This is a genomic window from Bradyrhizobium sp. USDA 4516 (assembly GCF_054055915.1).
In genome coordinates, this window is record NZ_JBSRXT010000001.1 from 7,410,775 (window position 1) to 7,437,226 (window position 26,452).

The window sequence follows — 26,452 nt, forward strand, 5'->3', positions numbered from 1 at the left end:
CATGGCAAGCTTGGCGGAAGTGCGCAGAGAAGAGCCCGAGGAGGAGGTTTCTCCTATGGATCCGGTGGCGCGTCCTGAGGAATTGCGGCTCCTGGAAGCCCTGTTGTTTGCATCGGCCGAGCCGATCGATCAGGCAACGCTGGCAAAGCGGATGCCCGACGGCGTCGACGTCAAGGCGGCGCTCGCGCAGCTGCAGGCGGAATACGCGCCGCGCGGCGTCAACCTGGTGCGTGTCGCCAACAAGTGGACGTTCCGCACCGCCGGCGATCTGTCGTGGCTGATGACGCGCGAAAGCACCGAAACCCGAAAGCTGTCGCGTGCCGCGATCGAGGTGCTTGCGATTGTCGCCTATCACCAGCCGGTGACTCGCGCCGAGATCGAAGAGATTCGCGGCGTGGTCACGTCGAAGGGCACGATCGATGTGCTGCTCGAGACCGGCTGGATCCGCCCGCGCGGCCGGCGCAAGACGCCGGGCCGTCCGCTCACCTTCGGAACCACCGACGCGTTCCTGTCGCAGTTCAGCCTGGAAGCGCTCGGCGACCTGCCGGGGCTCGAGGAGCTGAAGGGCACGGGTCTGCTCGACTCGCGTCTGCCGACCGGATTTTCCGTTCCGTCGCCGTCGGATGACGCGACGCTGCGGGAGGACGAGGAGCCGCTCGAGCCGGGTGATACGCTGGAACTGCTGCTGGCGCCGGCCGTCGAGCTGGAAGCCGAGGAACCGAAGGCCGACGCAGAAACGACTGATGAGGTCGGGACTGCTGAGGTCGAAACGACCGCCCAAGCGGAGGTCGAGGCGGACGTTCCCTCTGACGCGGATGCGGCCGAACCTGACACCGGCGAGCCGGAAGACCGCGCCGACCACGCGGGTGATGACGCCGCCACCGAGGACAAGGGCGAGAAGGCCTGAATATTCCCGGTTAAGCCTAGCAATATTACGTAGCCGCGACAGCGATTTGCCGCGGCCGAGGTCCTTGTTTTTGACACCCCGCGGGCCTACCTTCCGGCAAAGTTCAGGCCGGTCCGCCGGCCATTTCTGGAGGGTTGCAGGATGGGTTCGTTGAGCATTTGGCACTGGATCGTCGTGATCGCAGTGGTCCTGCTGCTGTTCGGACGCGGCAAGATTTCCGATCTGATGGGTGACGTCGCCCAGGGCATCAAGGCCTTCAAGAAGGGCATGCAGGACGACGACAAGGTCGCCGAGAAGACCGAGCCCACCAAGTCGATCGATCACAATGCGGCGACGTCGGCCGCGCGCCAGGACGTCGGCAGCAAGGCCGTCTAACGCGCTTGTACTGACGCATATTTCGACGTTTTTTCTTGCGCGAAACGGTGACGCCGTCGCACAGACGCGCTATGGACGCCGATTGAGAAAAGGCGCCGGCAGCCCCAGATCCTGTTAGGAGCGATGGGGCCGATGGCGGCGCGCTTAGGCGGAAGAATTCATGTTCGATATCGGGTGGAGTGAACTGGTCGTCATCGCGGTCGTCGCGCTGATCGCCATCGGCCCGAAAGAACTGCCGGGCGTGCTGCGCATGGTCGGGCAATGGATGGGCAAGGCCCGCAAGATGGCCTCCGAATTCCAGGGCCAATTCCAGGAAGCCATGCGCGAGGCCGAGATGGCCGACCTCAAAAAGAGCTTTGACGAGGTCAAGGAGGCCGCAACCGGCATCACCAGCGGCAACATTATGACCTCGCTGCAGAAGGACGTCAGCGACGCCCTGCAGATCGACAAGCCGGTCGATGCGCAGGTCGCGTCCGCAATCGACGCACCGGTGGCGTCAAGTGACACACCGGTGACGCCCACGACTCCCGTCGAGCCGACGCCGGAAACCTTCGTCGAGGCCGAGGCGCACGCGGCAGCCAGCGAGCCGCTTGCGATCACCAATGAGGTGAAGGCCGAGCCTGCGCCGCAGGACGTGACGCCGGTACAGCCCGACGCGCTCAAGGACGCGAGGGCGTCATGAGCGCCGAAGACATCGAGGCCAGCAAGGCCCCCTTGATGGATCACCTGATCGAGCTGCGCTCGCGGCTGATCAAGGCGCTGCTCGGCTTCGGCGTGGCCTTCATCATCTGCTTCTTCTTCGCCAAGCAGATCTACAACGTGCTGGTCTGGCCGTTCGTCTGGATCGCGGGGCCGGAGAATTCGAAGTTCATCTACACCGCGCTGCTGGAATATTTCATCACCCAGCTGAAGCTCGCATTGTTCGGCGCCGGCTTCATCTCGTTTCCGATCGTCGCCACCCAGATCTACAAATTCGTCGCGCCCGGTCTCTACCGGCATGAGCGCAACGCGTTCCTGCCGTATTTGATCGCCACTCCGGTGTTCTTCGTGATGGGCGCGGCGCTCGTCTATTTCGTTGTGCTGCCGATGCTGGTGCGGTTCTCGCTCGGCATGCAGCAGGCCGGCGGCGCGGAGACCGCGCAGATCCAGCTGCTGCCCAAGGTCGGCGAATATCTTTCGCTGATGATGTCGCTGATCTTCGCCTTCGGCATCGCGTTCCAGCTGCCGGTGATCCTGACGCTGCTCGGCCGCATCGGCATCGTCACCTCGAAGATGCTGAAGGAGAAGCGGCGCTACTTCATCGTGATCGCCTTCATCATCGCCGCCGTGCTGACGCCGCCCGACGTGCTGAGCCAGGCCTCGCTCGCGATCCCGCTGCTCGCGCTCTACGAGGGCGCCATTATCGCGGTCCGGATCGTGGAGAAGAAGGCCGCGACCTCGAATGCGTCGTCCGGGGCGACCAATCCGGCCGAATAGGGTGATTTCACCTCACAGTCGGTGTCATACCCCGCGAAAGCGGGGTATCCCGTACGCCGCGGCTTCTCGGTGACACGCCGACGTCTCTGGAATGCTGGATCACCCGCTTTCGCTGACGATGACGGTCGTGGTAGTGGAACTGCAAACCGTAGTTTGCCAACGCAATGTTGGTTGCTTACGCATAGCCTGCCAGGACTGACTTATGCACGACATCAAAGCGATCCGCGACAACCCGACAGCCTTCGACGCCGGCCTGAAGCGCCGCGGGTTAGAGGCCCTGTCGCCGTCGCTGCTGGCGATTGACGAGAAGCGGCGGGCGGCGATCCTGGCGTCGGAGAAGGCCCAGGCGCGGCGCAATGCGGCCTCGAAGGAGATCGGCGAGGCCAAGAAGGCAAAGGACGAGGCGCGCGCGGCCAAGCTGATGGCTGAAGTTGCCGAGCTGAAGACCACGATGCCAGAACTCGAGGCGGCGGCGAAGACGGCCGATGAACAGCTGACCAAAGAGCTGTCGTCGATTCCGAACCTGCCGCTCGACGAGGTGCCCGACGGTACCGACGAGCACGGCAACGTCCAGCACCATGTGTACGGCAAGACGCGCGACTACGGCTTTGCGCCGAAGCTGCATGACGATCTCGGCACCGCGCTCGGCTATATGGATTTCGAGGCGGCGGCGAAACTGTCCGGCGCACGTTTCGTCGTGCTGAAGAAGGGGCTGGCGCGGCTCGAGCGCGCGATTGGGCAATTCATGCTCGACCTGCACACCGGCGAGCATGGCTATACCGAGATCAATCCGCCGCTGCTGGTGCGCGACGCCGTGATGTTCGGCACCGGACAGCTGCCGAAATTCGAGGACGACCAGTTCTGGGCGATCAAGGGCGAATTGCTCGCGTCGCCGAATGCCGATCTGCGCAGCGAGCGCCTCGGCCTGATCCCGACCGCCGAAGTCTCGCTGACCAACCTCGCGCGCGAATCCATCCTCGACGAGAAGGAGCTGCCGATGCGGCTCACCGCGCTGACGCCTTGCTTCCGTGCCGAAGCCGGCGCGGCGGGACGCGATACGCGCGGCATGATCCGCCAGCACCAGTTCACAAAGGTCGAGCTGGTGTCGATCACGACGCCGGAAGCCGGCAAGGATGAGCTCGAGCGCATGCTGTCCTGCGCCGAGCAGGTTCTGCAAAAGCTCGACCTGCATTATCGCGTAATGACGCTGTGCGCCGGCGACATGGGCTTCTCCGCGCAGAAGACCTACGACATCGAAGTGTGGATGCCGGGGCAGGGCGATGGCGGCGCCTATCGCGAGATTTCGAGCTGCTCGGTGTGCGGCGATTTCCAGGCCCGTCGCATGGACGCGCGCTATCGCGGCCCCGACGGCAAGCCGCGCTTCGTGCATACGCTGAATGGCTCCGGCACGGCGGTCGGGCGGGCCTTGATCGCCGTCATGGAGACTTATCAGCAGCAGGATGGTTCGATCGCGGTGCCCGATGTGCTGCAGCCCTATATGGGCGGGCTCAAGGTCATCGAGCACGGCATGTGAGGCGAGGGCCAGTGTGATGCCGCTGCACCGTGACATCCACTGGCTAGGTCGACAATGGGCCGTCACGGGCCACGGTCTGCAGCTGATCAATCAGAAGCAGATGGGCTATTACGACATCGAGGCCGCGCGCCTGTGGGACGCGCGCGTGACCGAGGTGCAATCGAAGGCCTGGATCGACAGGCCCGACTTCGACAAGGCGCTGGAGATCGCGCGCGGCAAGTTCGCCCAATTGGCGCCGGCAGATCTGCCGCCACCACCTGCACCGATTGCGTCGCCGCCACCGCCGGTCCGGGCGACGCCGCCGGCCGCGCCGCGCGCGCCGCTTGACGCGACATCGGTGCCCTCGATCGAGGAGCTGCTGGCCAGGCTGAAATCGAAATCGGCTGCGACGGCGCCGGGCGAAGCGCTCGCTCCGGTGCCGCCCAAACCCGAACCGCTCGGGGTTGAGCCTCGGAAGGTCGAGCCGGCGCGGTCCGAGCTCCCCCAAGCGGCTTCGGTCGCCCCCGAACCGTCCAGGGCTGAGTCTCGCGCGTTACAAGCTCCGAAGGCTGAGTCGCTCACGACCGCGCCGGCCAAGGCCGATCCCATCACGGCCGATCCCATCAAGTCCGAGCTCCCCACATCGGAGCTTCCGAAGCCTCCCAAGCCTGAGCCTCGCCAAACCGCACCAATTGCTCTTGAGCCGGCCAGGCCGGAAGCTCGGAGGGTTGAGCCGCCCAAGGTTGAAGCTCCCAAGGTTGAAGCTCTCAAATCTGAAGCTCCCAAGGTTGAAGCAAAGCCTGAACCTGCCAAGCCCGAGCCTCCAAGGTCAGAAGCTGTCGCGTCCCGGGGGCTCGGGGCCGAACTGCGTCAGACCCCACGGGTCAAAGTGCCGGAGGCGCCGCGGCCAACGCCCGTGATCGCGGTTGTTCGGCGGCCGGCCAGAGCAGCCTGGCCGGTGTTCGAGCGCAAGATCGCCGGCAGCGCGCGATTTGTCCGTCCATGGCGCGTGACGTCGGCACGATGGCGCGGGCCATCGCCAGGTTTGCCTCCGCGGCCCTAGCCGGTTAAGACGGCAGTCAACTCAAGAAGCCGCAGCGTAAGATACCCGCGCCGAATCGGAACAAAAGGCACTTTGACGGATGCGAATTCTCTGCACCAATGATGACGGCATCCATGCTCCAGGCCTGCAGGTCGTCGAGCAGATCGCACGCGCGTTGTCCGACGACGTCTGGATCGTTGCCCCCGAGCTCGATCAGTCCGGCGTCTCGCATTCGCTGTCGCTCAACGATCCGCTGCGTCTCCGCGAAGTCAGCCCGCGTCACTTCGCGGTGCGCGGCACGCCGACCGATTGCGTCATCATGGGCGCGCGCCACATTCTCGGAGACAAGCTGCCCGATCTCGTGCTGAGCGGCGTCAACAAGGGCCGCAACGTCGCCGAGGACGTGGTCTATTCCGGCACCATCGCCGGCGCGCTCGAAGGCACCATTCTGGGCTTTCCGTCATTCGCGCTGTCGCAGGAATTCTCGATTGAGACGCGCAATGCGCCGCTGTGGGACACCGCGCTGAAATTCGGGCCCGACATCATCCGCAAGGTGATCGGCGCCGGCGTCCCCAGGAACACCGTGATCAACGTCAACTTCCCGTCCTGCATGCCCGATGACGTCAAGGGCATCCGGATCACGCGGCAGGGCAAGCGCAATCAGGGGTTCCTGAAGATCGATCGCCGTCACGACGGACGCGGCAATCCGTATTTCTGGATCGGCTTCGAGCGCGCGGCGATGATGGATGCGCCGGCCGAAGGCACCGATCTCGCCGCGCTTGCGGCGCGCTACGTCTCGGTCACACCGCTGCGGCTCGACCGCACCGATGAAGCATTTTCGGAAACGCTGATTGATACGCTGAAGTAATCCTCGGGGAATCTGTAGCCCGGATGGAGCGAAGCGAAATCCGGAACCCGTATTGTGAAGTCCCCGGATTACGCTTCGCTCCATCCGGGCTACGCGCGCAACTTGCGGCTAGACCGGCGCGCCCTTCATCGCGCTGGAGATCACCTGGGCCAGCGTTTCCAGCTGGAAGGGCTTTTGCAGCGCCGGACGGTCGCGATACTCCGGAGGCAGGCCGGACGAGCCATAGCCGGTCGCGAAGATGAAGGGGCGGTTGCGGGCGTTGATCAGTTCGGCGACCGGGGTGATCACCTTGCCATTGACGTTGACGTCGAGGATCGCGAGGTCGAATTCGGTCGATTGCGCAAGCTTGACCGCTTCGCCGATCTCGCCGGCCTCGGCCGCAACGCTATGGCCGAGTTCCTCCAGCATATCGGCGACCATCATCCGGATCATGACCTCGTCCTCTACGAGGAAAACTGAACAGCCCGCCGGCCGTATCGCTGTCATGATGGAATCCTTGCCCTTCCCTGAATCAGGCTCGCAAATAACATTACAGCGCGCAATGCAAACGTTCGGGAATTGGTCCTTTTCCGGCGCGCCACAGCGTTTTCCGCATCGCGCTGGCGGGCTTTGCTGCGCAAGATTTGCCCAACAGCCAACGAGGTGTGTTGGCCCTACGAGCGCCCTGATCTGCGCCACCCAGACGTTAACTGCGCATCGCCGCCAATTATATGTGAGGGGGCCGGGCCGGCGCCAATGCCAAATCTGGCGATGGTTCCTGGCCGGGAACAAAACGCGACGGGAAATTTTTCCTTAACGCGGTATTTCGGATTTCAATGGCATCTAGTGTCCCGAATCCGAAGTTCGCATCATTTGCCGCACCTTCGGAGCGAACTTCGGATTCGATAAGGACACTAGCAAACTTATGATTCTAGTGTGCTTTATGAATGCGAAGTTCGTGAAAGTGGCTGCCGCGAAATCGCACGAACTTCGCATTCAGCACACTAGAGGGCAAGATTCCGCGCTGCCGCCCAGAGACGCTGATGAACATGGCCGTGAACCCCGATCCGACCGAGAAGATGATGTTTCAGCTGACCCTGCGGCGGCGTGGGGTGAGCGATCAGGCGGTGCTGCGTACGATGGAGGAGGTGCCGCGCGAGGTCTTCGTCGATCCGCGCGATCGCAACGAGGCCTATCGCGACAGCGCGCTTGCGATCGCCTGTGGGCAGACCATCAGCCAGCCTTTCGTCGTGGCCTACATGACCGAGCAGTTGAAACTGCAGAAGGACCATCGCGTGCTCGAAATCGGCACCGGCTCGGGCTATCAGGCGGCCGTGCTGTCCCGGTTGTGCAAGCAGGTGCTGACCATCGAGCGCTACCGGACGCTGGCCGACGGCGCCCGCAAGCGCCTCGAAAAGCTGGGTTATTACAATATCGAGGTGCTGCTCGGGGACGGTTTCGACGTTCCGGCCGGGGCAGGCGACTTCGACCGCATCATCGTCACCGCGGCGATGGAGCAGATCCCGGAGAAGCTCTTGGAGCGGCTCGAACCCGGCGGCATCCTGATCGCCCCGGTCGGGCCGCATCAGGGTATCCAGACCCTCGTCCGCGTGGTGCGGACCGAGAACCGCTTCGACCGCAAGGAATTGGTCGACGTCCGCTTTGTGCCGGCGTTGCCGGGAATCGCGCGCGAATTGTAAATTTGGCGATTTGCTGCTTGGCACCAACGCCTTATTCGCAGGGTTAAGCGGTTATTTACTCGGTACGTGTTTACTCAAAACAGTCTTTTGTTGCGTACGAGTGAGTAACCATGTCTGGGGTTGTTGAGTTGCTTCGCTCGCGTCGCGTACCGCAGGTTGCGGTGCTGACGCTGATGTCCATGGCTTTTGCCGGTTGCAGCGCCGATATGTCGTCGCGCTTCTCGCAAAACTCCTACTCGCAAAATCCGTTTGCGTTTGATCCGCAGCCGACCGGCACCGTGCAGCAGGCGCCGCCGCCGCGCGAGTTGCCGCAATACGCGCGGCCGCGAACGCAACCGCAGTATTCGCAATACCAGTCACAGCCGTTGCCGCCGCCGGTCGCAGCGGCGCCGCAGTCCTATCCGGTCGCCAATGGCAATGCCGGCGTCTCCGGAGGAGGGCGCGGGGTCTCGTCCTACACGCCGCCGCCCGCGCGTCCGCAGATCGAATCCACCGGCACCGTTCCGCATTCGGTCGCCGCAGCCCCTGCCGGGCACAACGGCACCACCATCATCGTCGGCACCAGCGATACGCTGGAAGTGCTGGCACGCCGCTACAACGTCTCGACCGCCGAGATCCTGCGCGCCAACGGCTACAAGGGACCGCGCGCGCTGTCGCCCGGCCAGCAGCTGGTCATTCCGCGTCCGACCGCATCGGCCGCGGCGCCGGCAATGGCCGCACCGGCCGCGCGCCCTGTCGCCGTGGCAGCCGCGCCCGCCGGCGTCCACTATGTCAATCGCGGCGACACGCTGCACAGCATCGCGCGTCAGCACCACATCCCGGTGGCCGAGCTCGCCCGCGCCAACAACCTCGACCAGTCGGCCCGGCTGAGCCTCGGCATGAAGCTCGTGGTGCCCGGCGCCAAGACGGCGATGGCGGCACCCGCGCCCGTTGCGCAACCTGTTGCCGCCGCGCCGGTTGCTGCCGTGGCTCCGGCGCCGGCGGTCGCGGCCCCGAAGGTTGTTGCAACCGCGTTGCCGCAGCAGAGCGCGCGGCTGGTCCAGCCAACCGCGACGGTCGAGCAGCCGGCGGCCGCCGCTGAAGCGCCCGTCGTCACCAAGTCGAGCGAGGCCACCGGCGCGTTGCCGACGTTCCGCTGGCCGGTGCGCGGCAAGGTCATCACCGCCTACGGCTCGAAGACCAACGGCAAGGTCAATGACGGCATCAACGTCGCGGTGCCCGAGGGTACGCCGGTGAAAGCTGCCGAAGACGGCGTCGTCGCCTATTCGGGCAATGAGCTGAAGGGCTACGGCAATCTCGTGCTGGTCCGTCATTCCAATGGCTACGTCACCGCCTACGCCCATGCGAGCGAAATCCTGGTGAAGCGCGGCGATACCATCAAGCGCGGTCAGGTAATTGCCAAGTCGGGCCAGTCCGGCGAGGCGGGTTCGCCGCAGCTCCACTTCGAGATCCGCAAGGGATCGTCGCCGGTCGATCCGCTCCAGTTCCTCAACGGCGCGTAAGCTACGCGTCGGGACTTCAAGGGACTTCCAAGTCTCACAACAAAGACAGCGGGGGAGGCGCAAGCCTCCCCCGTTTTGTTTTGACGATTGCAGCGACGATTACTTGCCGCTCAGCCGCGTAGCCCGGATGGAGTGAAGCGAAATCCGGGAGCTCACCCGCGGCGTGCACCGATCCCGGATTGCGCTGCGCTTCATCCGGGCTTCTGTAACGGGCCTTGGTTAGTCAATCCCTTTTCGCGTCATCCACTCGCCGGGCACTTGCTTCTGTACGGGATCGGCGCGAAGGCCGTCGCCTGATGGGGTGCATTGAGGAGCCGGCCGGCCAATCTACGGATTGCGTGGTCGTGAGCCACTTCCCGGATGGCGGCCTGACCGGATCCATCGTCCCAGCGGAGGGACTTCGCTCGGGGAGAGCCTGGTGTCGTGGCCCGCCCGGAACCGATTGCTGCTCCTGGCTAGATGGCCTTGGTCATCGGGTTGAACGGTTTGGTGTCGGCGAGCATGCGATGCAGGATCACGGCGAGCTTGCGAGCCAGCGCTACCTTGGCCTTGCGCATGCCTGCGCGCCGGGCGATCCGCATCGCCCAGCTCTTCAATGCCGAGCAATTCTTGACCGGCTTGGTCAGCATGACGTGAGCTGCCTGGTAGAGCGCCTCGCGCACGGAGGCATCCCCGATCTTGCTGATGCGGCCGGTGTAGTCGGTCTCACCGGACTGGTACTTCTTCGGGGTGAGCCCAAAGTGGGCTCCCGTGGCCTTCGAGGAGCGGAAGCGCTTCGGGTCGTCGATCGCCGCGGCATAGGTGAGCGCCACGATCGGACCAACGGACGGCGTTGTCATCAGGAGCTTGGCGGATGGATGCGTCCTGGCGAGCTTCTGGGTGTGCTTGTCCAGGCTCTTGAACTCCCGCAGCAGCACCGCATGGGCTTGGAGCAGCGCCGCCGCGACCAACTCCAGTCCGGGATGGCCGGTCACGAGCTCGCGGATGCGCCCGGCGAACGTGCGCTCGGTGGTCGCACCGACCTTCAGGCCAAAACCGCGAAGTATGCCGCGCAGGCTGTTCTCGACATCGCGAAGCTTGGATTGCAGCAGCTTGCGCGCCGTCAGGATGGCGCGGGTCTCCTGCGCCGCGACCGACTTGCAGTGCACCGGCCGGAACCAGCCGAGCCGCATCAACTGCGCGATCCGGCGGGCATCGTTGCGGTCCGTCTTCACCGGCATCGACTTGAAGGCTTCGCGAACGTGCCGCGTTTCCAGCAGCTCGACCGCAAGCCCTGCGTCTCGCAGACCCGCATACAGCCATTGCGACAAGGGGCCTGCCTCCAGCCCGATCCGTTCCAGTACCAGACCCAGCGACCGGAACCAGGCGATCAGCGCCGCCGGCTCGCTCGCAACCTTCGTCTCGCGCAAAATCTTGCCTGTCCCATCGACAAGGCAAACGCTCGAGCATTCCAAAGACACGTCAATTCCTGCATAGTGGTACATGGTCGTCCCTTAATGATGCTTGGAGCGGGCTTGCCCGACTCCGTTGAACACCATCAGTTTGAGGGACGACCGCCTTCCAACCAACAGGCCGCTCGCGAGCGCGCTTCCAAATTGCGCCGTAGCGAGCGGGCGGCCGGCCCGTTACCCCATCTACACAGGCGATGACGGGAGGGCTATGCCTCCCATTCCTGTTAATTGCCACTAAGCCGCACGCCGAGCCGGCCTGCGAGTTCCTGCGTGTACTGCCAGGCGACGCGGCCCGAGCGCGAGCCGCGGGTGGTCGACCATTCGAGCGCCTCGCGCTCGAGTTCGTCCTCGGCGATCTTGATGCCGTAATGGTCGCAATAGCCCCTCACCATCGCGAGGTATTCGTCCTGGCTGCAGCGGTGGAAGCCGAGCCAGAGGCCGAAGCGGTCCGACAGCGACACCTTTTCCTCGACCGCTTCGCCGGGATTGATCGCGGTCGAGCGTTCGTTCTCGATCATCTCGCGCGCCAGCAGATGCCGCCGGTTCGAGGTCGCATAGAGGATGACGTTGTCGGGGCGCCCCTCGATGCCGCCTTCCAGCACGGCCTTCAGCGACTTGTATGAGGCATCGTTGCCGTCGAACGAGAGGTCGTCGCAGAACACAATGAAGCGGAAGGACGAGCTGCGCAGCAGCTCCATCAGGCCGGGCAGGCTCTCGATGTCCTCGCGGTGGATCTCGATCAGCTTCAGCCGGTCGGCCGGCTTGCGGTCGAGATTGATGCTGGCATGGGTGGCCTTGACCAGCGACGACTTGCCCATGCCGCGGGCGCCCCAGAGCAGCGCATTGTTGGCGGGCAGGCCGTCGGCGAAGCGCTCGGTGTTCTCCATCAGGATATCGCGCATCCGGTCGACGCCCTTGAGCAGGCCGATCTCGACGCGGCTGACGCGCGGCACCGGGGCGAGGCGCCCGTCCGGATGCCAGACGAAGGCGTCCGCGGCGCCGAAGCTCTCGGCCGGATCGAGGGCCGGGGAGGCGTCCGCGAGGCGGCCGGCGATGACCTCCAGGGCGTTTGCGATCCGCTCGGCCGCTGCGCCGTCGAGCGCCGTTACCGGGCGTTTTGTCGCGGCGTTTTCAGCGCGCTTGGCGGCAGCCTTGGGGGTGGTTTTGCGGGTTGTTTTACTGGTCGTTTTCTTGGCTTTTTTCGGCATTTGTCCAGTTCCTGACGGCGCAGCCTTATCGGGCTGGCGGCGGTCCCGCAAGCGCCCTAAATGAGGGTCCGTTAACGTTGCAATTGGGACCGCGGCCGCTATAGTCCGCGCGAATTTGTCCGGACCGCCATACCGCCCCGAATCCGAGGGCGCTGCCGGTTCTTTCCCGTCTTATCCGAGGATCGTCCGAATGCTGATTACTCCTGCGTTTGCCCAGGCTGGAGCGACTGGTGACACCAACAGCATGTTGATGTCGCTGCTGCCATTCGCGCTGATCTTCGTCATCATGTACTTCCTGATTCTGCGCCCGCAGCAGAAGAAGGTGCGCGACCATGCGGACCTCGTGAAGAACATCCGCCGCGGCGACACCGTGGTGACCTCGGGCGGCCTGGTCGGCAAGGTGACCAAGGTGGTCGACGACGACCAGATCGAGTTCGAGATTTCGGACGGCGTTCGCGTGCGCCAGATGCGCCAGATGATCTCGGGTGTGCGTACCAAGGGTGAGCCGGCGAAGGGCGACGCCAAGGACGAGGCGTCCGCGAGCTGATTGCCGCGGCGCCTTTTTGGAATCTGACGGGTCAACTCGATGTTGTATTTCACGCGGTGGCGAGCGCTGGGGATTATCCTGACAGCGCTGGTGGTCTGCCTGTGCGCCGTGCCCAATTTCTTCCCCGAAGCGCAGGTGAAGACCTGGCCGGCCTGGGCGCAGCGGCGCCTGGTCCTCGGCCTCGATTTGCAGGGCGGCTCCTATCTGCTGCTCGAAGTCGACTCCAACTACGTGAAGAAGGAGAAGCTCGACCAGATCCGCGACGATGTCCGGAAGGTGCTTCGTGAAGCCAAGATCGGCTACACCGGCCTCAACACGCGTAACGACGCGGTGGAAGTCCGCATCTCCAAGGAAGGCGACCAGGCGACGGCGCTGTCGAAGCTCCGCGAGCTGTCGCAGCCGCTCGGCGGCCTGCTCGGCTCCAGCGGCCAGCGCAGCCTCGAGGTTGCCGACGCCGGCGGCGGCCTGATCCGCCTGACGGTCCCGCAGGCCGCGATCACCGAGCGCATCCGGCAGACCATCGAGCAATCGATCCAGATCGTCGAACGGCGCGTCAACGAGCTCGGCACGGTCGAGCCGGTGATCCAGCGTCAGGGCACCGACCGCATCCTGGTCCAGGTGCCGGGCCTGCAGGATCCGACCCGCCTGAAGGAGCTGCTCGGCAAGACCGCCAAGATGGAATTCCGCATGGTCGACAGCTCGGTGTCGCCGGACCAGGCCCAGCAGGGCCGCCTGCCACCGGACTCCGAGCTCTTGATGAGCGCGTCACCGCCGCCGGTTCCGTATGTCGTCAAGAAGCAGGTTCTGGTTTCCGGAGGCGAGCTCTCCGATGCCCAGCCCGGCTTTGACCAGCGCACCGGCGAGGCGATCGTCAGCTTCAAGTTCAATACGTCGGGAGCGCGCAAATTTGCCCAGGCGACGGCCGAAAATGTCGGCCAGCCGTTTGCGATCGTGCTCGACAACAAGGTGATCTCGGCACCCGTGATCCGTGAACCGATCACCGGCGGACAGGGCCAGATCTCCGGCAGCTTCACGGTGCAGTCGGCCAACGATCTGGCGATCCTGATGCGTGCCGGCGCGCTGCCGGCGCCGCTGACCGTGATCGAAGAGCGTACCGTCGGTCCCGGCCTCGGGCAGGACTCGATCGAGAAGGGCGAGCTCGCGGCCTATGTCGGCTCGATCCTGGTCATCGTGTTCATGCTGATCACCTATCGGCTGTTCGGCGTGTTCGCCAACATCGCGGTGGCGATCAACGTCGCCATGATCTTCGGACTGCTGTCGCTGCTCAACGCCACGCTGACGTTGCCGGGCATCGCCGGCATCGTGCTCACCGTCGGCATCGCGGTCGACTCCAACGTGCTGATCTACGAGCGCATCCGCGAGGAACTGCGCGGCGGCCGCAACGCGATCTCGGCGATCGACGCCGGCTTCAAGCGGGCATTGGCGACCATCCTCGACTCCAACATCACCACCTTCATCGCCGCCGCCGTGCTGTTCTACATCGGCACCGGACCGGTCCGCGGCTTTGCCGTGACGCTCGGCATCGGCATCATCACCACGGTGTTCACCGCCTTTACCCTGACGCGCCTGATCGTCGCCGGCTGGGTGCGGTGGAAGCGGCCGCAAACCGTGCCGATCTGAGAGGCCTGTTGTGACTCATACCGTTCTCATTGGCCTTGGCATCCTGATCGCCGTGTTGACCGTGGTCGCGGCGCTCGGCCTGCTGCCGCCGCTGCGCATCGTGCCGGACGACACCCATTTCGATTTCACCCGCTTTCGCCGCATCAGCTTCCCGATCTCGGCGCTGCTCTCGATCCTTGCCATCACGCTGTTCTTCACCCACGGCCTGAATTTCGGCATCGACTTCAAGGGCGGCACGCTGCTGGAGGTGCAGGCGAAATCCGGCACCGCCGACATCGCCGCGATGCGCACCACCTTGAACGGTCTTGGCCTCGGCGAGGTGCAGCTGCAGCAGTTCGGCGGTCCGGCGGAAGTCCTGATCCGCGTCGCCGAGCAGCCCGGCGGCGACAAGGCGCAGCAGGATGCGGTGACGAAAGTGCGCGGCGCGCTCGGCGAATCCGTCGACTACCGTCGCGTCGAGGTGGTGGGACCGCGCGTCTCCGGCGAACTGCTGGCCTACGGCATGATCGGCCTGATGTTCGCGATCATGGGCATCCTGATCTACCTTTGGTTCCGGTTCGAATGGCAGTTCGCGCTCGGCGCCATGATCGCCAATGTCCACGACATCGTGCTCACGATCGGCTTCATGTCGATCACCCAGGTCGATTTCGACCTCACCAGCATCGCGGCGCTGCTGACGATTCTCGGCTACTCGCTCAACGACACCGTCGTGATCTACGATCGCATCCGCGAGATGCTGCGGCGCTACAAAAAGATGCCGATGCCGCAGCTGCTGAACGAATCGATCAATTCGACGCTGTCGCGCTCGATCATCACCCACGTCACGGTGACGCTGGCTTTGCTCGCGCTGCTGCTGTTCGGCGGCCAGGCGATCCACAGCTTCACCGCGGTCATGATGTTCGGCGTGGTGTTGGTCGGCACCTACACCTCGATTTTCATCGCGGCGCCGATCCTGATCTATCTCGGTGTTCACACCACGCGGGGTGGAGAGGCGGCGCAGGACGCGCCGGCCAAGAAGCCGGACACGGCGGCAGCCAAGAAGTAGCCGGTCATGAGCAACTCCTCGGACGCTCCCCATCTTCCGAGGTCGGCGCCGATCGAGGCCTACGGCAAGGGCGGCTTCGCGTTTGCCGATATGTCGCACCGCGGCTCGCTCTTGTGCCTGCCTGACTCGATCTGGGCCTGGCCGGTCACCAGGCCGCAGGAGATCGACGAGTACTCGCTGCAAAAGGTGTTCGCGGCCGCCAATGCGATCGACACGCTGATCGTCGGCACCGGCACCGACGTCTGGGTCCCGCCGAAGGGCCTGCGCGAGGCCCTGCGGGCCGTGCGGGTGGTGCTCGATCCGATGCAGACGGGACCTGCGATCCGCACCTACAACATCATGCTGGGCGAGCGGCGTCGCGTCGCGGCGGCGCTGATCGCGGTGCCATGAGCGCGACGGAGGCGCCGAAGGACGGCGCGGCCTTCTGCGCCGATCTGGTGCGGAGCCATGACTTCGTGCGCTACGCGTCGACCTTGTTCCTGCCAGGTCCGGAACGGCGCGCGATGCTTGCGATCTACGCCTTCAATATCGAGGTCTCGCGCGTGCACGAGCAGGTCAGCCAGCCGCTGCCCGGCGAGATGCGGCTGCAATGGTGGACCGACATGCTGGCCGGCGCGGGCCATGGCGGCGTCGAGGGCAATCCGGTCGCGGCAGAACTGCTGCACACGATCCGCAATCACCGTCTGCCGGTCTCACCATTCTCGCAGCTGGTCGAGGAGCACCAGTTCGATCTCTACAACGACCCGATGCCGTCGCTGGCCGCGCTCGAGGGCTATCTCGACGCCACGGCCTCAGTGCTGTTCTCGCAGGCTACGCGCGTGGTGGCGCGACCGTCGGAGGCGATTGATCACCTGGCCCGTCATGCGGGTCTTGCCCAGGGCATGGCGCAGGTCATCGCTTCGTTCGGACGCGACGCCGCACGGCAGCAGCTGTTTCTGCCGTTACAGCTGCTGCAGCAGCACGGCGGCAGCAAGGAGGAGGTGTTTGCCGGCAAGGTGACGCCGAACATCCGTGCCGCGATCGATCAGCTTGCGGACGAGGCCCAGGGCCATCTCAAGACCGCATTCGGGCTGCTTGCGGATGTCCCGTCCGGCGTGAGGCCGATCTTCCTGCCGCTCGCTTGCGTGAGGCGAGAGTTGAACCGGGCGAGGAGGGAGGACTACGACCCGTTCTCGCCGAAGCCGGTTTCGCGCCTGCGCACGCTCTGGACGTTGTGGCGAGCCGCGCGCACGGAGGAGTTCGGTCGCTAGATCTGCTCCTTCGAGATGTGCTTGGTGAAGATCCGGATCGTTCTGCCCTTGACCATCGGGCCGCTGTCATAGACGTCGGATGCGATCTGTTCGACCGCGTCGCGCAGCGCAACGAACTGGGCTTGCCGCGCCATGCTCGCCGTTCCGCGCGTGCCGGCCAGCTCGTCCAGTGCGGCGTCGCTGATCTGGCATTCGATTTCATGGTCGCCGTTCATCATGGTGAATCCGAACGCCAGTCGTTCGGAATCGTATCCCCCGATCCGGCCACGGGTGAGTGGCATTAAACTTGTCCCTCGACGCGCTACCCCTCGCAAAGAGTGAAGCTTCGCGCCGCGTTTGTCGAGGGCCACGCGCCGAGAAGCGCGCTCTAACCTGCCGGCCGGTCCATCTCGGCGACTTCAAAATTGAAGCGGTCGCGCAAATTCTTGCGTTGCTCGAGGATATCCTTGAGGAACTCGCGATCGGCGTCGCTGCGCATCATCGGTTCGATCAGGTCGATCTGGTTCATGGCGACGAGCTGCAGGATTTCGGTGCGCGGCTTGCCGGCGGCATCGCGCGGCAGCGCATGCACGACCTGGATGTGTTCGGGCGGCTTGACGCCCCCGGCTGCGGTAAGCTCACTGCGCAGAGTCTTTTCCAGCGCGGACTGGTCCGCCTCGACGAAGGCGTAGAGTCCGACGCCGACGCGCCGGTCGGCAAAGGCGACGATCGCCGTGTCGCGCACCTGCGGATTCTTGCGGATCAGATCGATCAATACCGGGGCGTCGTTGACCAGCCTCCGGCCGCCGCCTTCGCGGTCGGTGAAATTGAAGATGCCGCGCGTGATCGCCTGATAGACCTTCTTGCCGGTCTTGAGCCAGATGCTGGCGACCGCGGACTTCTTTGCGAGCACCTTGCGCTCCTTCGGCGTCAACGCCTCCGGCGCGTAGCTGCGCTTGTGCTTCAACAGATGCCGCAGATCCTCATAGGCGGCGATGCGGAACAGTCGGCTGCGGGTCTTGAAGCAGGCGGCAAGCTGGAAGTCGGTGAGGTAGGCGCAGCCATCGCGGCCGACCAGCCAGTTCTGCTCCTTGGCGAGATCGTTGTGGCAGATGCCGGCGCGATGCAGCTTGCGCAACGCGGCCTTGGCGGAACGAAAATAGGCGACGTCGCCGTGCGGCTTCGCCAGATGCAGCGCCGCGCCGTCGATGAAGCCACGGACCAGCGCGCGACGGCCGGCCCACAACAGCTTCGGCCCGACGTCGAGGTCGCGCGCCAAGGTCAGCGCGCGGCGCTCGCGGGAGAACAGATGCAGCGCCAGGGCGAACGACCAGAACGGCACCTGATCGAGCCGGCGCAGCACGCCGTCGACCTCGCCGTCATCGGCGCGGAAGCGGCCGCGCTCGACGGTCGAGAACACGTCGCGCTTGAGCAGCACGCCCTGGCTCCACCGCACCGACAGGGTGGCGTCATCGTCTTTCGGCAAGCTCATGACTGTCAGGCCGCTGCCGCAACGCGCAGATGCTCTGCGATCCAGTGGTCGAGATCGGCGAGCGCGCGCGCGCTGATCGCCTGCTTTTTGGCGACGGTCTTCTCGTTGCCGCGCAGCCGCGAGCCGTCCGGCTTCTTGGTCGGCGCACTGGCCAGCGGCGGGAACAGACCGAAATTGATGTTCATCGGCTGGAACGAGCGCGAACCGGCCTCGATCGTTTCGATGTGGCCGCCGGTGATGTGGCCGAGCAGCGCGCCGAGCGCGGTCGTCGCCGGCGGCGGCGTCAGCGCGGCACCGCGCATGTCGGCGGCGGCACAAAGGCCGGCGATCAGGCCGACGCTGGCCGACTCGACGTAACCCTCGCAGCCTGTCATCTGCCCGGCGAAGCGCAGCCGCGGCTGCGCGCGCAGACGCAGCTGACCGTCGAGCAGCTTCGGCGAATTCAGGAAGGTGTTGCGATGCAGGCCGCCGAGGCGGGCGAACTCCGCGTTCTCGAGGCCGGGGATGGTGCGGAACACGCGCTGCTGCGCGCCGTGCTTCAGCTTGGTCTGGAAGCCGACGATGTTGTAGAGCGTGCCGAGCTTGTTGTCCTGCCGCAGCTGGACGATCGCATACGGCTTGACGGTCGGGTTATGCGGATTGGTCAATCCCACCGGCTTCATCGGCCCGTGGCGCAGCGTCTCGTGACCGCGCTCGGCCATCACCTCGACCGGCAGGCAGCCGTCGAAATAGGGCGTGTTGGTCTCCCAGTCCTTGAAGTCGACCTTCTCGCCGTCGAGCAGCGCCGCGACGAAGGCGTCATAATGCTCCTTCGTCATCGGGCAGTTGATGTAGTCGGCACCGGTGCCGCCGGGGCCGACCTTGTCGTAGCGCGACTGAAACCAGGCCACCGACATGTCGATGGAATCCTTGTGCACGATCGGCGCGATCGCGTCGAAGAATGCCAGCGCGCTCTCGTCGGTCAGAAGCCTGATGGCGTCGGCAAGCGGTGCCGAGGTGAGGGGGCCGGTCGCGACGATGACGTTGCTCCAGTCGGCCGGCGGCAGCCCTGCGACTTCCTCGCGGCTGATCTCGATCAGCGGATGTTCGTTGAGCGCCTTGGTGACGGCGGCCGAAAAGCCGTCGCGGTCGACCGCCAGCGCGCCGCCGGCGGGCACCTGGTTGGCGTCGGCCGAGCGCATGATCAGGGAGCCCAGCCGCCGCATCTCCGCGTGCAGCAGCCCGACCGCGTTGTTGGCGGCATCGTCGGAGCGGAAGGAGTTCGAGCAGACCAGTTCGGCGCAGCCTTCGGTCCGATGCGCCTCGGTCATCCGGTGCGGGCGCATTTCGTGCAGCACGGCGCGGACGCCGGCATTGGCGACCTGCCAGGCGGCTTCCGAGCCGGCGAGCCCCGCGCCCACGATGTGCACGGGTTGGGAAGGGGATTGATGCGGTGTCATCGCGCAGCGTTAGCGCGTTTTGATCTCATATGCATCTGAAACCGCACCACAAACGACAACGCCCGCTGTGGAAGCGGGCGTTATCCGTTTAGCAGATGGCTTGCGGCCGATTAGCCGTTGTAGGTGCCGGCGGCAACGCGCGGAATGTCCGAGCGGTCGAGGCCGATATCGGCGAGTTCGCGATCGCTGAGCTGGGACAGTTCGCTGACATTGCGCTGATAATCCCGGAAAGCCTGGATCATGCGGATGAGCGAGAGCAACATGGTAGTCTCCTAGTAATTCTGATTCAGCTTTTCAAAAGCCTCATCGTTGAAGTGAATATAGATGATATAGTGCAGTGCGGTAGTTCCGATGTTGCGATGCAGCTAAGCTCAAAACGCATAGCGGCAGTAAGTTCCGGTTAACCGTTTGGCGCATCGAGCCAGGTCCAGTGGACCAAAGTTCCGCAGAGCCGGGCGACGGCGTCAAAATCTTCTTGAGATCAGTGTGTTAGGAGAATGGCGGTGACTTGAACTACGCCGTTCATATGGTAATTACAGACCGTTCGGTCAAGGGATGGCGCTCGGCTGACGCCAGATCACGGCGGCGTGTTCCATGCGTGATTCGCATGCGGAATATTGCTGTATGAATGATTTAATATTCATAGCATGATAGGGTTGGCACCTAGGCGGACGCAGCGTCAATCAGTCGCATTGACCTCGGAGGTAGTTCGGCCCTTCCGCCCGCTCAGATTTTTCGCCTGCCGCGCGAGCGCGCTGCTGATTATCGGAAGTGCAGCTCGATTGAAGTGAACACGTCGAGCAAAGCTATTGCGGCGCCGCTTCCTTACCGACATGTAATCAAAACACTATGCAACGCATGCGCGATGCGCGCGCAGCGCTCATCACGTTTGTATCGCGCGAAGTTCATTCTGAACGGTGTCGGGAACAGCGAATAATCGTTCCGCAGATTCCGCAATCACGCTGGGATCTGTCCAAGAACAACAGATGGATCATCCCATGATTAAGACATTGATCGCAGCAGCCACCGTGGCTGCCGTTGCCTACGCTGTCGCTCCCGCTCAGGCCGCGCATCGTCATCACGCGGGCCTCGGCTGCAGCGGTGCTAATCTCGGCAAGACCGAAGCTGCAGTCGAAGCTATGGCTGACAATGAGGTCAAATTCGCGGCGGAGAAGGAAGTCTCGCTCGCTCAGGACGCGATGCTGAACAACCAGTGGGGTGCTTGCGGCGCGCATCTCAGCAAGGCTGCCGAAGCCAGCATGGCGAAGTAGGTTTTGATCATGGCGATAGGGGCCGATTGCCTGGGGCAGTCGGCCCTTTTTGATTCATCCGTAGCTGGACCGGCTTTGATCTAGTCAGAGCAGAAGGGTGGCCTCGTCCTTGGCTCGCTGCGCCACGCGAGCTGGTGTGAAAGCGCTACGGAGCCTTGGCGAGCTGGGTGGCGAAGTAGCCGATCGTCTTGGCGTACACCTCGCTCTTGTTCCACTGCTGGATCACCGCAAAATTCTCGCTGCCGGGCTCCCAGCCCTTGCCCTTCTTCCAGCCATAGCTCTTCAAATAGTTCGCCGTCGACGCCAGCACGTCGGGCACGTTGTGCAGGAGGTCGCGCTTGCCGTTGCCGTCAAAGTCGACCGCAAACTTGATGTAGGACGACGGCATGAATTGAGTCTGGCCGATCTCGCCGGCCCAGGCGCCGCGCATCTCCTGCGGCGGCAGATCGCCGCGCTCGACGATGCGCAAGGCATCCATCAACTCGGCCTTGAACATGTCGGAGCGGCGGCAATCATAGGCGAGCGTCGCCAGTGAACGTATGGTCGGAAACTTTCCGGTGTTGACGCCGAAATCGGTCTCCAGTCCCCAGATCGCGACCAGGATTTCGCCCGGTACGCCGTAGGCCTCCTCGATTCGCGACAGTACCGAGCCGTAGCGCTTCATCATGTCGGAGCCGCGATTGAGCCGCGGCGGCACCATGCGGCCCGAGAATTGCTCGAAGGTCTGGCTGAACACCTGCTGCGAATGGTCGCGGGCGAGGATCGCCTTGTCCTGCGTGACGCCAGCCAGCCCGGCCTGGATCGCGTTCTGCGAAATGCCCTTCGTCGCAGCCTCTTTCTTGAAATCGTCGAGCCAGGATTCGAACGTGCCCGTGCCGCATTGAGCGGCCAGCGCCGATGCTGTCGAGGTCAGGAGCCACGCGCCGATGGCGAGCGTACGAAAGCAAGAGCGAGAGGTCATAGGCAATTCACTCCGGAGTCTGCGATGTCATCGATTGGTCGCGCAAGGCGGCGGGTATGTTCGCGGCAACAGCGGCCAAAACAAGGCTCGTGACCGAGCCGCTTTTTCTCAGGCCGCGCTGCAAATGCCACGCCAGTTTCACACCCATTTGACGATCCTGAACGACAAACCGCCGGCCGAACATATCGGCCGGCGGTTGCTTTGACGTTTACGAATCCGGTTAGCGGCGCTTAGCCGCGATCGCTGCGCCGCCACGGAAACAGATTGGCCGGGAAGTCCGCGGCGGGCTTGCGCTCGCGCGGTTCGGGGATCACCGGCCGCGCATTCGGATCCTTGACGATGACCTCGCGATAGAGATGCCAGGTGGCGTGACCAAGCAGCGGGATGACCACGGCAAGCCCGAGGAAGAACGGGATCGTGCCCAGCACCAGCAGCACTGCCACGATCAGGCCCCAGGCCGCCATCGGCACCGGGTTCTGTGCGACGGCGCGCATCGACGTCACCATGGCTTCGCCGGCGGTCGCCTGGCGGTCGAGCATCATGGGGAAGGCGATCACGCTGATGCAAAGCGCGACGAGCGCGAACAGGAAGCCGACGCCGCAGCCGACCACGATGAGCCACCAGCCTTGCTGGGTGGTCAGCACGCGCGCGGCAAAATCGGGAATGTTGGCCGCGGTCTCATAGCCGAACACCGCCGTGTAGATGGCCTGGGCGGTGGCGATCCAGGTCACGAACAGTGCGAAAAGCAGCGTTCCGACCCCAAGCATCGCGCCGAATGACGGTGAGCGGAATACCTCCATGGCATCCCACGCAGATGCTTCCCCGCCGTCCTCGCGGCGGCGGCTCATTTCGTAGAGGCCGATGGCGGCAAACGGGCCGAGCAGGGCAAAGCCCGCGGCCAGCGGAAACAGCAGGGGCAGCACGGAATAGCCGTGCACGGTCCGCGCAAGCACGAGGCCGAGCACCGGATAGATCAGGCAGAGGACGATGGCGTGACTTGGCACCGCCTTGAAGTCTTCCCAGCCGAGACGCAGCGCATGATGCAAATCGGACAGGCCGATGGTGCGGATGACCGGCGCAGACGCGGCGCCTTGTCCGCTCTGCGTCATCGAACTGACATTGCCTTGGTATGACGTGGCCATGGTCGTTGTCTCCCTCTGGGCGGTCGCATTCTGCGCCCGCAACAGGGCACAAACGTACCGCCTCTCGAAGCGATCACGAGCAAGCCAGACGCGAAAGACAGAGCAGGGAACTGGCCGTGTCGCGAACTGTTCGGCAAGGCTACTCCCAAACCGTGGCAAAAGCACTCACGCTTAAGTGAATGTCGCATTGGCAAGCTATGGAGGGGGCTATAGACTTCAACTGCGACCGCGGTCAGGCGTCCCAGCGCCGTCTGGCTTTCACATCTCAACAGTCTTGGGAGCGAACGATGAGCATTTTCGGAAAAATCATGGGCGCGATCTTCGGTAGCAGCGCCAGCGCCGCGCCCGCAGGCGGATCGGCCACAAGCGCAGCTCCCGCCGGTGGATCCGGCAGTGCATCGTCGTCTCCTGCAGCGGTGCCGGCCGGCGCAGCGCCCGCGCAGTCCGTTGACGTCGCCCCCATTCTCGACAAGGCGGTGGCCGCGAAGGGCGAGAAGCTCGAATGGCGCACCTCGATCGTCGACCTGATGAAGGCGCTCGACATCGACTCCAGCCTGTCGGCGCGCAAGGAGCTCGCCAAGGAGCTCGGCTACTCCGGCGACACCAGCGATTCCGCCAGCATGAACATCTGGCTGCACAAGCAGGTGATGACGAAGCTCGCGGCCAATGGCGGCAAGCTGCCCCCGGACATCAAGCACTGAGCGGATCATCATCCCGCCCACGGCCAGGGCCCGCGCCAGCGCGGGCCTTTTTTATCGATCGGCGAGCATCTATAGATCGGCGAACAAGAAGGAGAACGCTCATGACTGATCTCGATCGCCGGACGATGCTTGCGACCGGCGCCCTCGCACTGGCCGGCGCCGCCGCGCAATCCGCGCCGGCCCATGCCGAGACCGCGTCGAAGGCGATGTTTCCGGTACCGGCGGTGACGATCCCGATCGTTGGCGCCAGCGAAGTGTTCCAGGTCCGCCGCATCTACTGCATCGGCCGCAACTACGCGGCGCATGCGATCGAGCGCGGCTCCGATCCGACCCGCGAGCCGCCGTTCTTCTTCCAGAAACCGACCGACGCGATCCAGAATGTCGCGATCGGCACGGTCGCCGATCATCCCTATCCGTCGCTGACCAAGAACTATCACCATGAGGTCGAGCTGGTCGCCGCGTTGAAATCCGGCGGCACCAACATCCCAGCCGACAAGGCGCTCGACCACGTCTATGGCTACGCGCTCGGCCTCGACATGACGCGGCGCGATTTGCAGAACGGCATGGCGGCGGAAAAGAAGCCGTGGGAGATCGGCAAGAGCTTTGATCATGCCGCAGTGCTGGGGCCGATCCATCCGGCTGATAAGACCGGCCACTTCACGCAAGGTGCGATATCGCTCGCGGTCAACGGCACGGTGCGGCAGAGCTCGGATCTGAAGAACATGATCTGGAGCGTCGCCGAGCAGATCGCGAAGCTTTCCGAGGCCTTCGAGCTGAAGGCCGGCGACATCATCTATTCTGGCACGCCGGAGAATGTCGGCCCGGTCGTCAAGGGCGACGTGTTGCTGTGCAAGCTCGAGGGCCTGCCCGATATGTCGATCAAGATCGTCTGAGGGGCAGGGCTCTAACCTGCAAGATCCGCGTATTCCGGATGCTTGTTGAGGTAGTCGACCACGAAGCCGCAGCCGGCGATCACCTTGTGGCCGTCGGTGCGGATCAGCTCCAGCGCCCCCCTGACCAGCTCCGATGCGATGCCGCGGCCGCGCAGGGCGCGCGGTGTCTCGGTATGGGTGATGATCACGGCCGCGGGCGTCCGCCGGTAATTCGCAAAAGCGAGGCCGCCCTCGGTGTCGAGTTCGAAGCGGTTTTGGTCCCTGTTGTCGCGGACGGCGGCCATCGCAAAATCCCGGTTGATTCGCAGGCCCTGATGTAAGCGTGTGAACCCGCCGATGCAAAGCCGCGACCAACCCGCAAATTGGCATTTGCGGATTGACGATATGCGCATTTTGGCCTGCCTGACCGCCGTGTTGCTCGGCGCCGCGTTGACGCTTCCAGACCCGCCGCAAGCCGCCGCCGGCGACGATCCGAGCTGGCAGACCTGCGTCGGCATGACGACGGCGCCCGGCGACCGCGTGGCCGCCTGCACCACGGTGATCGACGGCAAGACCGAGACCGGCAAGCGGCTGGCCGGGGCCTATTGCAATCGCGGCCATGGGCTGACCGAGAAGCGCGAGCTCGATGCAGCGCTCGCCGACCCCAACGAGGCCATCAAGCTCGATCCCGCCTACGCCTGCGCCTATACCAATCGCGGCCGCGTCTACGCCTTCAAGCGCGATCTCGATCATGCGATTGCCGATTACGAAGAGGCGATCCGCATCGATCCGGCATTTGCGCTGGCCTACAACAATCGCGGCGATGCCTGGCTCAACAAGGGCGATCTCGACCGCGCGCTGGCCGATCTCAGCCTCGCCATCAAATACAATCCGCAGCTCGCCACCGCCTATGGCAATCGTGGCTTCGTCTACTACCGCAAGCGCGACGCGGCGCATGCGATCGCCGACTTCACCACCGAGATCAAGCTCGAGCCCAACGTGCTCGCCTACATCAACCGCGGCAATGTCTATCGCGATACCGAGCAGCTCGATCGCGCCGCCGCCGACTATGGCGAGGCTGCGAGGATCGCGCCGACCGATGCGCGCGGCTGGCGCAACCGCGGCATGATCCGTCTCTTTCAAGGGGACAACAAGGGCGGGCTCGCCGATTACGACAAGGCGCTGCAATACGATCCGAACGACGTCTATTCCTGGAATAATCGCGGCCAGGCCAAGCTGCGGCTCGGCGACAAGAAGGGCGCGGCGGCCGATTTCCGCAAGGCGCTCGAGCTGCAGCCCGATTTGCAGAGCGCCAAGGGAGCGCTGGCGCGGCTCGGCGGAGCGCGGTGACATCCTGCCGGCAACGATCGCACCTGCCGCGTCGCACATACGCGGGACGGGCCTTGCGGATGGATGCAGTTCGATTACGTTTGATGACAGACATACGCCCCTGATGCGGCTGGATGGTCGTCTGGTACGGAGTGGCGGAGCCGGCCGCCGACGTATGCCTCTTGTCGGAGGAGGTTCGTCATGTCGGACAATCGTTTCTTCAACACACACCGTCCCTGGGAGGACTGGCTCGGCATGCTGCTCGGCGTGCTGATCATGGTCTCGCCCTGGTTTCCGATGCAGGTGAGCGGCGCCGTCGATATCGAGCGCAGCCACCTCGTCCTCAACAGCTTCATCGTCGGCATGCTGGTGCTCGGCATCGCCCAGCTCGAATATGTCGCGCTGCACCGCTGGGAGGAGGTGGCCAGCATCCTGCTCGGTATCTGGCTGATGGCATCGCCCATGGTCTTTGGTTACGCCGAGGACCACGCGCTGCAGTTCTGGCACATCCTGCTCGGCGCGCTGGTCGCTTTTATAGGCGCGTTGCAGCTGTGGCAGGACTGGAACCTGAGCGAGCAGGAACTTGCCAAGCACACGCAGTAGCGGGCTGGGCAGAAAACAACGGGTTGACCGCCGCCGGCGCGCGGTATCATCGGGCCGCGCCCGGCGGGCCTTGCCGAAGGCGGCGGCTTGGCGATAAACCGGGCGGTACCAATCCCTTGCGGCGCTTGAAGACGCCCGGTTCTGACCGAGGAAATACCC

The 26,452-nt window shown here is 64.3% G+C and carries 29 protein-coding genes and 1 pseudogene; 19 read left to right on the forward strand and 11 right to left on the reverse strand.

The genetic code is table 11. The features are described 5' to 3' along the window. Nucleotide 1: 1 nt before the first annotated feature. The 7 genes and pseudogenes from scpB to surE form a co-directional block, all read left to right on the forward strand. A pseudogene (scpB, locus tag ACVI1L_RS34005) lies at nucleotides 2–892 on the forward strand (SMC-Scp complex subunit ScpB); the annotation flags it as partial. 156 nt (nucleotides 893–1,048) lie between these two features. Beyond that, nucleotides 1,049–1,282 carry a twin-arginine translocase TatA/TatE family subunit gene (locus tag ACVI1L_RS34010; RefSeq protein WP_016846882.1) on the forward strand — a complete coding sequence of 78 codons (234 nt, stop codon included), beginning with the start codon at nucleotides 1,049–1,051 and terminating at the stop codon, nucleotides 1,280–1,282. Between the two features lie 160 nt (nucleotides 1,283–1,442). After that, nucleotides 1,443–1,964, forward strand: coding sequence for a Sec-independent protein translocase protein TatB (tatB, locus tag ACVI1L_RS34015; RefSeq protein WP_229192060.1), 522 nt, complete (start codon nucleotides 1,443–1,445; stop codon nucleotides 1,962–1,964). Continuing rightward, nucleotides 1,961–2,758: a twin-arginine translocase subunit TatC gene (gene tatC / locus ACVI1L_RS34020; RefSeq protein ID WP_038381092.1), complete on the forward strand. Its 798-nt coding sequence runs from the start codon at nucleotides 1,961–1,963 to the stop codon at nucleotides 2,756–2,758. The genes tatB and tatC overlap by 4 nt, the downstream gene beginning before the upstream one ends. Nucleotides 2,759–2,960: 202 nt before the next feature. Next, complete coding sequence (serS, locus tag ACVI1L_RS34025) at nucleotides 2,961–4,292, forward strand: serine--tRNA ligase (RefSeq protein WP_141340436.1); 1,332 nt, start codon at nucleotides 2,961–2,963, stop codon at nucleotides 4,290–4,292. Nucleotides 4,293–4,305: 13 nt separating this feature from the next. Next, nucleotides 4,306–5,334, forward strand: a complete 1,029-nt coding sequence (locus tag ACVI1L_RS34030) for a flagellar biosynthesis protein FlhF (RefSeq protein ID WP_316398359.1) — start codon at nucleotides 4,306–4,308, stop codon at nucleotides 5,332–5,334. A 79-nt stretch (nucleotides 5,335–5,413) separates the two neighbouring features. Next, nucleotides 5,414–6,181, forward strand: a complete 768-nt coding sequence (gene surE, locus ACVI1L_RS34035; RefSeq protein WP_028332131.1) for a 5'/3'-nucleotidase SurE — start codon at nucleotides 5,414–5,416, stop codon at nucleotides 6,179–6,181. Between the two features lie 108 nt (nucleotides 6,182–6,289). On the opposite strand, the gene ACVI1L_RS34040 is transcribed toward surE, so the two are convergent. Next, nucleotides 6,290–6,667: a response regulator gene (locus ACVI1L_RS34040; RefSeq protein WP_026192734.1), complete on the reverse strand. Its 378-nt coding sequence runs from the start codon at nucleotides 6,665–6,667 to the stop codon at nucleotides 6,290–6,292. Between the two features lie 536 nt (nucleotides 6,668–7,203). Between ACVI1L_RS34040 and ACVI1L_RS34045 the strand changes: the two genes are divergently transcribed. Next, nucleotides 7,204–7,860 (forward strand): protein-L-isoaspartate(D-aspartate) O-methyltransferase, encoded by a 657-nt coding sequence (locus tag ACVI1L_RS34045; RefSeq protein ID WP_057018533.1) that lies wholly within the window; start codon nucleotides 7,204–7,206, stop codon nucleotides 7,858–7,860. 110 nt (nucleotides 7,861–7,970) lie between these two features. Beyond that, nucleotides 7,971–9,362: a LysM peptidoglycan-binding domain-containing M23 family metallopeptidase gene (locus tag ACVI1L_RS34050; protein WP_076828627.1), complete on the forward strand. Its 1,392-nt coding sequence runs from the start codon at nucleotides 7,971–7,973 to the stop codon at nucleotides 9,360–9,362. A 455-nt stretch (nucleotides 9,363–9,817) separates the two neighbouring features. On the opposite strand, the gene ACVI1L_RS34055 is transcribed toward ACVI1L_RS34050, so the two are convergent. Both ACVI1L_RS34055 and ACVI1L_RS34060 read right to left on the reverse strand, forming a co-directional pair. Then, nucleotides 9,818–10,846, reverse strand: a complete 1,029-nt coding sequence (locus ACVI1L_RS34055) for an IS110 family RNA-guided transposase (protein ID WP_057016162.1) — start codon at nucleotides 10,844–10,846, stop codon at nucleotides 9,818–9,820. 191 nt (nucleotides 10,847–11,037) lie between these two features. Then, nucleotides 11,038–12,021 (reverse strand): ATP-binding protein, encoded by a 984-nt coding sequence (locus tag ACVI1L_RS34060; protein ID WP_456784904.1) that lies wholly within the window; start codon nucleotides 12,019–12,021, stop codon nucleotides 11,038–11,040. Between the two features lie 190 nt (nucleotides 12,022–12,211). On the opposite strand from ACVI1L_RS34060, the gene yajC reads away from it, so the two are divergent. The 5 genes from yajC to ACVI1L_RS34085 are packed head-to-tail and all read left to right on the forward strand — an operon-like array spanning nucleotide 12,212 to nucleotide 16,504. Further along, a complete protein-coding gene (yajC, locus tag ACVI1L_RS34065; protein ID WP_026192737.1) occupies nucleotides 12,212–12,568 on the forward strand; it encodes a preprotein translocase subunit YajC in 357 nt (118 codons plus the stop codon). Between the two features lie 39 nt (nucleotides 12,569–12,607). Further along, entirely contained in the window at nucleotides 12,608–14,209 is a 1,602-nt protein-coding gene (gene secD / locus ACVI1L_RS34070) for a protein translocase subunit SecD (RefSeq protein ID WP_016846892.1), read from the forward strand. Nucleotides 14,210–14,219: 10 nt separating this feature from the next. Continuing rightward, on the forward strand, nucleotides 14,220–15,254 hold the full coding sequence (gene secF / locus ACVI1L_RS34075) for a protein translocase subunit SecF (RefSeq protein ID WP_168858627.1): 1,035 nt from the start codon (nucleotides 14,220–14,222) through the stop codon (nucleotides 15,252–15,254). A 6-nt stretch (nucleotides 15,255–15,260) separates the two neighbouring features. Then, entirely contained in the window at nucleotides 15,261–15,644 is a 384-nt protein-coding gene (locus ACVI1L_RS34080; protein WP_018271534.1) for an Mth938-like domain-containing protein, read from the forward strand. After that, nucleotides 15,641–16,504, forward strand: coding sequence for a phytoene/squalene synthase family protein (locus ACVI1L_RS34085; RefSeq protein ID WP_229193121.1), 864 nt, complete (start codon nucleotides 15,641–15,643; stop codon nucleotides 16,502–16,504). The genes ACVI1L_RS34080 and ACVI1L_RS34085 overlap by 4 nt, the downstream gene beginning before the upstream one ends. Here the strand turns inward: ACVI1L_RS34085 and ACVI1L_RS34090 are convergent. The 4 genes from ACVI1L_RS34090 to ACVI1L_RS34105 all read right to left on the reverse strand — a co-directional run bounded on the left by ACVI1L_RS34090 (nucleotide 16,501) and on the right by ACVI1L_RS34105 (nucleotide 19,677). Continuing rightward, nucleotides 16,501–16,785: a DUF1488 family protein gene (locus ACVI1L_RS34090; protein WP_456784905.1), complete on the reverse strand. Its 285-nt coding sequence runs from the start codon at nucleotides 16,783–16,785 to the stop codon at nucleotides 16,501–16,503. The two genes, ACVI1L_RS34085 and ACVI1L_RS34090, sit on opposite strands and share 4 nt — an antisense overlap. Nucleotides 16,786–16,871: 86 nt before the next feature. Beyond that, nucleotides 16,872–17,975, reverse strand: a complete 1,104-nt coding sequence (locus ACVI1L_RS34095; RefSeq protein ID WP_456784906.1) for a serine/threonine protein kinase — start codon at nucleotides 17,973–17,975, stop codon at nucleotides 16,872–16,874. A 5-nt stretch (nucleotides 17,976–17,980) separates the two neighbouring features. Continuing rightward, nucleotides 17,981–19,414 (reverse strand): methylenetetrahydrofolate--tRNA-(uracil(54)-C(5))-methyltransferase (FADH(2)-oxidizing) TrmFO, encoded by a 1,434-nt coding sequence (gene trmFO, locus ACVI1L_RS34100; protein WP_456784907.1) that lies wholly within the window; start codon nucleotides 19,412–19,414, stop codon nucleotides 17,981–17,983. 110 nt (nucleotides 19,415–19,524) lie between these two features. Next, complete coding sequence (locus tag ACVI1L_RS34105; RefSeq protein ID WP_016846063.1) at nucleotides 19,525–19,677, reverse strand: DUF1127 domain-containing protein; 153 nt, start codon at nucleotides 19,675–19,677, stop codon at nucleotides 19,525–19,527. 723 nt (nucleotides 19,678–20,400) lie between these two features. Here ACVI1L_RS34105 and ACVI1L_RS34110 point away from each other — a divergent pair. Then, nucleotides 20,401–20,685, forward strand: coding sequence for a hypothetical protein (locus tag ACVI1L_RS34110; protein WP_057018525.1), 285 nt, complete (start codon nucleotides 20,401–20,403; stop codon nucleotides 20,683–20,685). Nucleotides 20,686–20,830: 145 nt separating this feature from the next. On the opposite strand, the gene ACVI1L_RS34115 is transcribed toward ACVI1L_RS34110, so the two are convergent. The 3 genes from ACVI1L_RS34115 to ACVI1L_RS34125 all read right to left on the reverse strand — a co-directional run bounded on the left by ACVI1L_RS34115 (nucleotide 20,831) and on the right by ACVI1L_RS34125 (nucleotide 22,788). Further along, the gene (locus ACVI1L_RS34115) at nucleotides 20,831–21,646 is read right to left on the reverse strand and encodes a lytic murein transglycosylase (RefSeq protein ID WP_076828618.1); all 816 of its coding nucleotides are present in this window, start codon (nucleotides 21,644–21,646) and stop codon (nucleotides 20,831–20,833) included. A gap of 7 nt (nucleotides 21,647–21,653) precedes the next feature. Next, nucleotides 21,654–21,794: a hypothetical protein gene (locus ACVI1L_RS34120; protein WP_156436338.1), complete on the reverse strand. Its 141-nt coding sequence runs from the start codon at nucleotides 21,792–21,794 to the stop codon at nucleotides 21,654–21,656. An 82-nt stretch (nucleotides 21,795–21,876) separates the two neighbouring features. Further along, nucleotides 21,877–22,788: a DUF2189 domain-containing protein gene (locus tag ACVI1L_RS34125; RefSeq protein WP_076828616.1), complete on the reverse strand. Its 912-nt coding sequence runs from the start codon at nucleotides 22,786–22,788 to the stop codon at nucleotides 21,877–21,879. 287 nt (nucleotides 22,789–23,075) lie between these two features. Here ACVI1L_RS34125 and ACVI1L_RS34130 point away from each other — a divergent pair, with 287 nt between their 5' ends. Both ACVI1L_RS34130 and ACVI1L_RS34135 read left to right on the forward strand, forming a co-directional pair. Then, nucleotides 23,076–23,489: a DUF3597 domain-containing protein gene (locus ACVI1L_RS34130; protein ID WP_057018523.1), complete on the forward strand. Its 414-nt coding sequence runs from the start codon at nucleotides 23,076–23,078 to the stop codon at nucleotides 23,487–23,489. Nucleotides 23,490–23,590: 101 nt separating this feature from the next. Next, nucleotides 23,591–24,382, forward strand: a complete 792-nt coding sequence (locus ACVI1L_RS34135) for a fumarylacetoacetate hydrolase family protein (protein ID WP_141340426.1) — start codon at nucleotides 23,591–23,593, stop codon at nucleotides 24,380–24,382. Nucleotides 24,383–24,393: 11 nt separating this feature from the next. Here ACVI1L_RS34135 and ACVI1L_RS34140 read toward each other — a convergent pair whose 3' ends face one another. Next, complete coding sequence (locus ACVI1L_RS34140; protein ID WP_229189821.1) at nucleotides 24,394–24,666, reverse strand: GNAT family N-acetyltransferase; 273 nt, start codon at nucleotides 24,664–24,666, stop codon at nucleotides 24,394–24,396. A 100-nt stretch (nucleotides 24,667–24,766) separates the two neighbouring features. Here ACVI1L_RS34140 and ACVI1L_RS34145 point away from each other — a divergent pair, with 100 nt between their 5' ends. Together ACVI1L_RS34145 and ACVI1L_RS34150 are read left to right on the forward strand one after the other, a co-directional pair. Then, the gene (locus ACVI1L_RS34145) at nucleotides 24,767–25,711 is read left to right on the forward strand and encodes a tetratricopeptide repeat protein (RefSeq protein ID WP_456784908.1); all 945 of its coding nucleotides are present in this window, start codon (nucleotides 24,767–24,769) and stop codon (nucleotides 25,709–25,711) included. A 180-nt stretch (nucleotides 25,712–25,891) separates the two neighbouring features. Then, nucleotides 25,892–26,293 (forward strand): SPW repeat protein, encoded by a 402-nt coding sequence (locus ACVI1L_RS34150; RefSeq protein WP_456784909.1) that lies wholly within the window; start codon nucleotides 25,892–25,894, stop codon nucleotides 26,291–26,293. Nucleotides 26,294–26,452 lie beyond the last annotated feature (159 nt).